We start from the raw sequence: 9,648 nt of genomic DNA, 5'->3' as shown, positions 1-9,648 counted from the left end.
CTTCGGCCGTTTACCGGATTATATGCTGCCGGCCAGCTTTACCCGCATTGCATCTGTGCCGCTGACCCTGAACGGCAAGCTGGATCGCCGCGCCTTGCCAGAACCGGCATGGGAAAACCAAGACAATTATGTCGCTCCCCGCAATGCACTGGAAACCCAACTGTGTGCTATCTGGCAAGAAATATTGGGATTGGAGCAGGTTGGCATTGAAGATAACTTCTTCCGCATTGGTGGCAATTCCTTAACAGCGATTAAACTGACCGCAGCAATACGCAATGAAATAGACATTGATATTCCTTTAACTATTTTGTTTAGCTACAAATGTATTGCTTTGTTAGCTCAATGGTTGGAAATAGGCAGTGTTAAACCTGATTTACTTAATTTCTTAACACCAGAATCAACGGCAACCAATAAACTGTTTATGGTTCATCCGGCTAATAGCGGTAGTGAAGTATATGCTTCTCTGGCAAATACATTATCTGATGCGTATAACTGCATAGGCATCAATAACTATAATCACTGTATGGATAATCAAATAGATTCTCTACAGAAGATAACTCAAATCTACATGGAGTTAATCCTGACAGAAACTTCTATTGATAAACCTATTCGCATTTTAGGTTGGTCATTGGGAGGGCAATTAGCTATAGAAATTGCATTTCAATTAGAGCAGCTAGGCGCAAAAGAGATTCATTTGTTCTTATTAGATACTGTTATCAATAACGATGAGATAAAAGATCTTAGGAATAAAATGGATATGCCAAGTGAATATAAGAAAGCCACCCAAAAATTGCAGGAAATGGGGGTAAGCGAGGCTTATATCAATACAGTATTGGGAGCAATGCCGTTTGAACTTAACATAGCTAATGGTAATTTAAGTGGGAAGTTGACACATACCAACATCACCTTATTTAAAGCGGGCAGAACAAACCCATATTATAAAGAAGGCGTTGGATTTGAGCTTAGGCAATTAACAAGGAAAATCCCGGATAATAATATTTCTCAATTCACAGTCAATCCATTAGTAATTACATTGGTTGATGATTTTTATCATGAGAATATTATTGAAGCCGTTTCCATTATCAGCACAGAAATAATCAACACGTTATCAATTAGAGATAATATAAGTTAATTTGCTTACGATTAATGAGGCCAGTTTTGCTGGCCTCATATTTTCTTACCTCTTTTTGATCAAAAAACTTTGTTTGCGCAATCTCCAATAGAATTAACTTTAGTTGATAATTTGAGCGATTATCCAGCTTTGCAACAACCTTCGTCTGATGATGGGGTTAAGTTAGGTCTTCACCATGGCATAGCAATATCACAGGCAATGGTGGTAACTGGTGTTCCTTCATAACCGGACTGGGCTTGATTAGACACAGATCTGTTTCAAACAAAAAGAAAAATCCGTATAATCCACCCCCTGCAAAGAATCCCTATAAGAAATCTATCGTCGATACGATCGGCAATGGTGAGAAGTCGCAATGAATCAGAAAGATACGAGAAAAGAAACACTTGAATTCAACAAGCTCCAGAAACGCCTGAGGAGAAGTGTTGGTAATGCTATTATTGATTACAATATGATTGAAGATAATGATGTTGTAATGGCATGTATCAGTGGCGGCAAAGATTCATTTGCGATGTTAGATATTCTATTGAATCTGCAAAAGGCTGCGCCAATAAAATTTGAAGTCGTTGCAGTAAACCTTGATCAGAAACAGCCTGGTTTTCCTGAGTACATCTTACCTCAATATTTTGAAAGCCTGGATATTCCCTACTACATAGTCGACAAAGACACGTACTCAGTGGTGAAAGAAAAAGTACCGGAAGGCAAAACCACATGTGGCTTGTGTTCAAGATTGCGCCGGGGCACGCTCTATTCTTTTGCAGAAAAAATTGGGGCGACGAAAATTGCACTTGGACATCATTTAGATGACATTGTTGAGACCCTGTTTCTTAATATGTTTCACGGTTCACGAATGAAAGCAATGCCGCCAAAGCTGCGTTCTGATGATAGCCGTAATGTCGTCATAAGGCCGCTGGCATATTGCCGGGAAAAAGATCTGATTAAGTATGCGGAACACAAAGAATTCCCAATCATTCCTTGCAATTTATGTGGTTCCCAAGAAAACCTACAGCGCAAGGCAATCAAGGCAATGTTGGTGGATTGGGACAAGAAAACACCGGGCAGAGTAGAAAGTATTTTCAAATCCCTGCAAAATGTCAGCCCAAGCCAATTAGCCGATAGAACGCTTTTCGACTTTGTTAACCTGCCATTGTCCCGCGAGGGAGAAAGAGAAGAGTATGCGTTTAACGAAGCGGTCGTATCATCAACGAACATTGATGAAGCAATGTTTATTGATGTTACAAACATTTAAAAGCACATATTTAAATTAATGCCCCCACTGATAGTGCACATGATTGTGCCTGTCGGCATTCCTCTGTATATCCCAAGCAGCCTGTAATAAAGGCTGCTTGAATTCTTTTTTCATAACTCCAAAGCGTTAATTTGATATTATTATACTTTTTCAGAGGGGGATCATCATGACTGTCACGATAGCAGTTGTTTGCTGATACTGGAACCATGTCAACTTCCAGTGAGGTCTAGCGAAGTAAAATAATTTTTATAAACTACAACAAAATCAGTATGATCTCTTGTTTTTACGTCTAGTTTAGTCTGTTGCAATCAAGATGTAGTGAGGGGCATAATCTGGGGCACTTACCATTTGATGATGACTATTCGATTATAGAGATGCCCTAATAATGAAACTAAACGCACGACAAGTCGAAACCGCAAAACCCAAAGAAAAAACCTACAAACTTGCCGATGGTGGAGGCCTCTATCTAGAGATCACGCCACGCGGATCTAAATATTGGCGCATGAAGTACCATCGCCCCACTGATAAAAAAGAAAACCGGATGGCGTTTGGTGTCTACCCAGCCGTGTCATTAGCCGAAGCTCGTGTCAAACGCGATGAAGTTAAGAAGCTGATGGCACAGGGCATTGACCCTAAAGCAGAGAAAAAAAATACATCTTCTCCGGCCAAAGTGAATACCTTTGAACAAGTCGCCCGTGTTTGGCATGCCAGTAATAAGCGCTGGGATGAACATTATCGTCAGATAATACTACGTAGCCTTGAACAACATATTTTCCCCTGCATTGGCACACGTGATATTACCACATTACGCACTAGCCAACTTTTAGCTCCGGTCAAAGCCATTGATGAACAAGGCAAGCATGATACCGCTCAACGTTTATGCCAACGCATCACGTCGATTATGCGTTACGCCGTCCAGAATGACATTCTGGAATACAATCCGGCTAACGACATGGCAGGCGCATTGACTACCGCAAAATGTCACCACCGCCCGGCTCTGTCCCATGAAGATTTACCTGATTTCCTGAGACGCTTATCCACCTACCGTGGACACTTAACATTCAAAATAGCCGTAGAGCTGACACTATTAACATTTGTCCGCGCGAGCGAATTAAGATTCGCCCGCTGGCAGGAAATCGATCTTGAAAATGCCCTGTGGAAAATTCCTGCCACACGATCCCCCATCAATGGTGTTCCCTTTTCTGAACGCGGTATGAAAATGAAAACTGATCACATTGTGCCTTTAAGCCATCAGGCAGCTCGGCTTATCAAAACCCTGCACAAACTGAGCGGTAACAGTGATGTGATGTTTCCCGGCGCTTATCATTCCACGAAAGTCATGGATGCAACAACGGTTAACAGAGTTTTACGCAACATAGGCTACGACACTCAAACCGAGGTATGTGGACACGGATTCCGCACAATGGCACGCGGGGCAATGGGGGAATCAGGTCTTTGGAGCGATGACGCCATCGAGCGCCAGCTCAGCCATATCGAACGAAACAGCGTTAGGGCAGCGTATATCCACACGTCTAAACATCTGGATGAACGGCGGCTGATGATGCAGTGGTGGGCGGATTATCTGGACGCAAACCGGGAAAAATCCATCACACCCTATGACTTCGCCAAACCGCTGCGCGACAGAAAAAACCGTTAATGCAACATAAAAATTAATTCGTATCGGGAGAAAAAGAGTTAACGTTGTTCATTAAGTCTTGTTTTTTAAATAATCCGTCTGTCATCAAACAACGTCCACGGGGAGCGCTCAAGGACTCGGTAACAGGAGAATGACAATGACAGCATTAAAAACAAGCCTGATCCGTTTGCCGGAAGTACAACGCAGGACGGGTTACAGCAAAGCGTAGATCTACAAACTGATTAGTGATGGTGAATTCCCGAAGCAGGTCAAGATTGGTCCGCGTTCCGTGGCCTTTATTGAAACAGAGGTTGATGGCTGGATTGCACAACGGATCGCCGAATCACGAGCGGCATAACACAGAAAAGACGATGACATAAAAAACAGAACATAAAACACAACGCCCCAGAGTGGTCGGACACATCTGAGGCGTTTCACCAACAACCATTAAGCAAGGTAAAAATGATGGCTGATACACAGCATACCCAAACTCGCCCTGAATTTACAGTTCAAAAAACAGCGGGCAGTCAAAAACTACTTGATCTGATCCAGACCGTAAAAACATCCGCGATGTATTCCTGGCAAAATCTACTGCCCGCTTGCGGTATTGATATTCCGGCAAAAGGAAAACATGGTGCCTGCCCTGTCTGTGGCGGCACCGACCGTTTTCACTTTATCGACGACCATCATCACGGCAACTGGCACTGCCGCCAATGTGATGCCCCGAACTACGGTGACGGGCTGGATTTAGTGGCAAAAACCAACCGGATCACAATTACGGAAGCAGCCAAAGTTGTCGCGGATGTACTGGCATTGGCATTGCCTTTGCCTGTACCCAAGCCAGCCAGAGAAATCACTTATCCGACACAGCCCATTGCCGAAAGCGTCGCGGCACTGATGAAGCAGACTGTCGCCGGACAATCTCCCTATTTGATCGCAAAAGGGTTGCACTGCCCTAATCAGCGGCTTTTGCTCAATAATTCGACTTTATTGCCTCTGGCAACATTGGATAAAAAAATCACCGGTGCGCAGATTATTAAACAGGATGGAACGAAAAAATTACTGTCTGGCAGCAAAAAGACAGGTTCGTTTATTGCCTTGTCAGCACAGGAAGAACACCCCGATACGGTGATCATTACCGAAGGTTACGCCACGGCACTGACCGTTAACCAACTTTATACTGGCACCGTTCTGGCGGCGTTGGATGCGGGCAATTTATTATCTGTTGCCAACGCTGTTCGGGAACGCTGGGCAGACACAAAAATCATTATTGCCGCAGATAATGACTGGCATTACTCTGATGAACTGGATAAGCACGGCAAACCCAAAGTCAATATCGGCAAGATCTCAGCAGAAAAAGCAGCTCTAGCGGTTAATGGTTGGGTTACATTGCCGCCTACAAAGCATAAAGCTGATTGGGATGATTACCGACAGAAACACGGCGTGGAAAGAGCAAAGCAGGCCTTTGCTCAGGGGCTTTATCAACCAACATCAAACAAGAAAAAAGCAGTTATTAAGCCCAATGATACCGAGCCTTCTAAACTGACATTATGTCAGATGGGAGCCAGCCAGCGTGGGGAAGTATTACTGGCACGCTATGACGGTGATTTAGCGCTGGATGGCGCTTCGGAAACCGTCCATCACTATGACGGTATTGTCTGGCATCCGATCAGTGACCGCGATTTAAAGCGGGAAATGGTGGTTGCCTTTATGGAAGAGAAACTGCCGTACTCACCACATGGTGTTAGTTCTGCGGTGGATGCCCTGAAATTGCAGCTTCCTATGATGCAACCGCCAGAACGCCACTTAATCGGATTCAGTAACGGCGTGTTTGACCTGAAAGCCTGCCAGTTCCGACCTCATCGTAAAAGTGACTGGTTGCTGCTTGCCAATGATGTTGTGTTCAATTCCCCTGCTTCGGGGGAAACGCTGAAAGACCATGCTCCGTATTTTTGGCGTTGGCTCAATCGAGCAACGGCCAATTGTGAGAATAAGTTTGATCGCGTACTGGCAGCCCTGTTTATGGTGTTGGCAAACCGTTACGACTGGCAGTTGTTTCTGGAAATCACCGGTGCCGGAGGCAGTGGTAAAAGCATCTTTGCTGAAATCTGTTCAATGCTGGCAGGCAAAGGCAACACTGTTTCTGCGAGTATGGCGGCACTGGAAAACCCACGAGAACGGGCGCTAATTGTCGGTTATTCGTTGATTATCCTGCCGGACCAGACTCGTTATGTGGGCGATGGTTCCGGCATTAAGGCCATTACAGGCGGGGATGAAGTAGCCATTGACCCGAAGCACAAACAACCCTATTCAACCCGTATTCCTGCGGTGGTCTTGGCGGTAAACAATAATGCCATGAGTTTCAGTGATCGCAGTGGTGGCGTATCACGGCGTAGAGTGATTTTCAACTTTTCCGAAGTTGTGCCCGAAAATGAACGTGATCCACTTCTGCGGGATAAAATCGCGGCAGAATTGCCCGTGATTATCCGACATCTGCTGCATAGGTTTGCTGACCCACAAGCAGCAAGGTGTTTACTGGCAGAGCAACAAAAGTCCGCAGAAGCACTGGATATCAAACGTGGCACCGATCCATTAGTCGATTTCTGCGGCTACCTGATTGCGTCTAATGAAACTGACGGCTTGTTAATCGGCAATGCGGAGATTGTGCCGTTCAATCCCCGTAAGTACCTTTATCATGCCTACCTTGCCTATATGAAAGGTAATAATTTGAATAAACCTGTTTCCGTGACCCGTTTTGGTATGGATATGCCGGGCGCACTGGCAGAATACGGCCAGCATTACCTACGCAAGAAAAGCAAATACGGCATTCGCAGCAATCTGAATCTGAATATCGATACCGCCATTGAGTGGATGCCAAAACTGGCAAGGGATAACCTGCCAGAAGAATAATTTCTTCATTACAGACATTTTTCAAAGAAATATAAAAAAGTGTTCACCACTATTCACCCTATAATTTAAACTAAATATATCAATACATTATAGGGTGAATAGTTATTTTTAAACTGTTCACAAGTCTTCATCACTATTCACCTTATCCTGATTTGAAGGTGAACGGTAGGTGAAGAGTGGTGATGAGTCTGATTTCAAGTCATCATCATTTAACAATATGAATTTAAATGAAAATTATCAAAGGTGAACAGGGTGAACAGTTTTATTGCTAATTCTTTAATAGGGTAGGATTGTGAAAAATAGTTTTTCTGGCAGGAATAATATTTTTCAGATTCTATGGGTTATCTGGTTAATGTATTAACCAGATAACCCATAGAAGACAAGCGTAGCGCGTCAGTGTAATTTGAATCTATTGTGTTACGTGAAATTACAGTTAGGTAATTGCCTGATTTTATTTTAGAAGAGAAGTTAATCACAATTTGCCTGATGGGCTTTTCTTCATAGTTGTATGCATAAACAATTCTATTATATTCTGCACCGTGCTGTACCAAAAGCATGCAATAATAGTTTAATTTTTAAATTATTTTTACTATTCAAGCAGTAAATAAGGATTGATACACCAAAAGATTACGGAGAGCACAAATGAGCAGGGTAATGGATAAAATCAATCAACTCCTTGATCGCTCAGGTTTGGTATTTACGCTGATTACAGAAAATTTACCTGAACAAACTTTCGCTGTCGTCGATTTTTCACTTCACGAATCACTGTCTTCCCCCTTTCGGTTGGAAGCCACACTGACCTGTAAAACCCCGGAAATTAACTTTGCCGATGTTTTGGACAGCAGCGCCGCTTTTGCTGTACATCGTAACGGGCAAATTGAACGGCAAGTCACGGGAATGGTGACACATTTTTCACTGCAATCAACCGGGCGCCATCAAAGCCACTACCGTATCACCCTTCAGCCGCCCTTATGGCGCGCATCCTTACGGGTCAATAGCCGGATTTTCCAAAATCAGTCTGTTGTGGATATTGTGGAAAGCCTGCTCAGGGAAAATGGGGTGCGTAGTTTTTTCTTTGCGCTCGGTTATAAACACCCGCCACGGGAATTTTGCGTTCAGTATGATGAAAGCGATCTGGCCTTTATTCAGCGTTTACTGGCGGATGAAGGGATTTTTTACTATTTTACTTTTGATCAGGAACAACACGAGCAACGTATCATTTTCCATGATTCCTGCCTGTCGCTCAATAAAGTGATTACGGTCCCTTATCGTCCGGAAACGGATGTAACAGGCACAACAACCTGTATCCGTCAGTTTAGCTGGTCAGAACAGGTTGGCGTTGCCAATATCACGACTAAAGACAGAACGTTTAAAAACCCTCGCTGGAATCGGGAGTTCTGGTACGAAGGACGTAATCTTGACAATCAGCGAAGACTGAACAGTTATCACTATTACGATTTCCCCAGCCGTTATAAAGATGATGAGTTAGGACAGCGGGCAAGCCAGTATCGTCTAGAATACCTGCGCCGGGATACTCAGCTTGGCAACGGTCACGGTGACTGTTTTGCTATGTGGCCGGGGCAGTTGTTTGACCTGACCGACTACCCCAAAGAGACGTTTAACGACCAGTGGCAACTCATTCAGATAATCCATTCCGGCTGTCAGCCACAGGCAGATGAAACTCAGTCCGGCGATGGCGGCACATGGCTGTCTAACCAATTTACCTTCACCACCCGAAAAAATGCTTATCGTCCTTCCCCCTACCCGAAACCCCAAATGGCAGGCCCGCATATCGCGACGGTTGTCGGGCCGGAAGGCGAAGAAATTTTCTGTGATGAGCATGGACGCGTTCGTATCCAGTTTGACTGGGACAGGTACGGTGAATTCAATGATCGCAGTTCTTGTTGGGTTCGTGTCAGTCAGGCGTGGGCAGGGCAATTAATGGGCATGATTGCCATTCCCCGTGTTGGTCACGAAGTTTTGGTGGATTTTGTCCACGGCGATCCTGATCAACCGATTATTGTCGGACGGGCTTATCACGCCAACAACATCCCGCCAAACCGCCTGCCTATGGCGAAAACCCAGATGTCGATCCGCTCGAAAACCCATAAAGGCGAAGGGTTTAATGAACTGCGCTTTGAGGATGAGAAAGATCGCGAAGAGGTCTTTATTCACGCCCAGAAAAATCTTGCTATTCAAGTGCGCAATTCACGCGGGGAACGCATTAACTATGACCGCACAACCAGCATCGGTCATGACGATGAACTGGTGATAGCCAACAATCGCAAGGTGACCGTAGAAGGCCAGCAGGAGCATAAAACCACCGGCAATTATATTGAACAGATTGATGGTGACCGTGCGTTACAGCTCAAAGGCGATCTGGCTGAAAAAATTCAGGGGGTAGTCAGTGTGGATGCGCAGGGAGATCTTACCCTGCAAAGCGGCAGCAAAATCACCCTGAATGTCGGTGGAAATTTTGTTGTGCTGCATGCAGGCGGAATTGATATCAAAGGCGCGGCGATTAACCTGAACTCCGGTGGTAGCCCCGGTGATTTACTGGCGCCCGCTAACCCCGCCATCCTGCTGGCCGCAGCCAGCGAAGGCGCCATGTTTGTCGCTCACTGTCCAATGAAAGAAAAGGAGAAGCCCGAATGAGTCAGGAAAAACTCTACGCCATTATTGATGGTGCGGCAGAATCTGATCTGTTTTTAATGCTGGAGCGCT

The 9,648-nt window shown here is 44.8% G+C and carries 4 protein-coding genes and 2 pseudogenes; all 6 read left to right on the top strand.

Features of this window, described 5'->3' with window-relative positions; genetic code table 11:
- Positions 1-1,132, top strand: a 1,132-nt coding sequence (locus Xmir_RS25980; RefSeq protein ID WP_244170998.1) for a thioesterase domain-containing protein, incomplete at its 5' end; no start/stop codon positions are given.
- A gap of 352 nt (positions 1,133-1,484) precedes the next feature.
- Positions 1,485-2,273 (top strand): annotated as a pseudogene (ttcA, locus tag Xmir_RS20345) (tRNA 2-thiocytidine(32) synthetase TtcA); the annotation flags it as partial.
- Positions 2,274-2,763: 490 nt separating this feature from the next.
- Entirely contained in the window at positions 2,764-4,035 is a 1,272-nt protein-coding gene (locus Xmir_RS20335; RefSeq protein WP_099115848.1) for a tyrosine-type recombinase/integrase, read from the top strand.
- A gap of 130 nt (positions 4,036-4,165) precedes the next feature.
- Positions 4,166-4,372, top strand: a pseudogene (locus Xmir_RS20330) (helix-turn-helix transcriptional regulator).
- A gap of 107 nt (positions 4,373-4,479) precedes the next feature.
- On the top strand, positions 4,480-6,924 hold the full coding sequence (locus Xmir_RS20325; RefSeq protein WP_099115847.1) for a toprim domain-containing protein: 2,445 nt from the start codon (positions 4,480-4,482) through the stop codon (positions 6,922-6,924).
- 642 nt (positions 6,925-7,566) lie between these two features.
- Positions 7,567-9,579 (top strand): type VI secretion system Vgr family protein, encoded by a 2,013-nt coding sequence (locus tag Xmir_RS20320; protein WP_244170997.1) that lies wholly within the window; start codon positions 7,567-7,569, stop codon positions 9,577-9,579.
- The last annotated feature ends 69 nt before the right edge of the window (positions 9,580-9,648 follow it).

The sequence above is a fragment of the Xenorhabdus miraniensis genome, assembly GCF_002632615.1.
The sequence above is the reverse complement of the archived record's forward strand: the minus strand, read 5'-3'. Positions and strand labels throughout refer to the sequence as shown.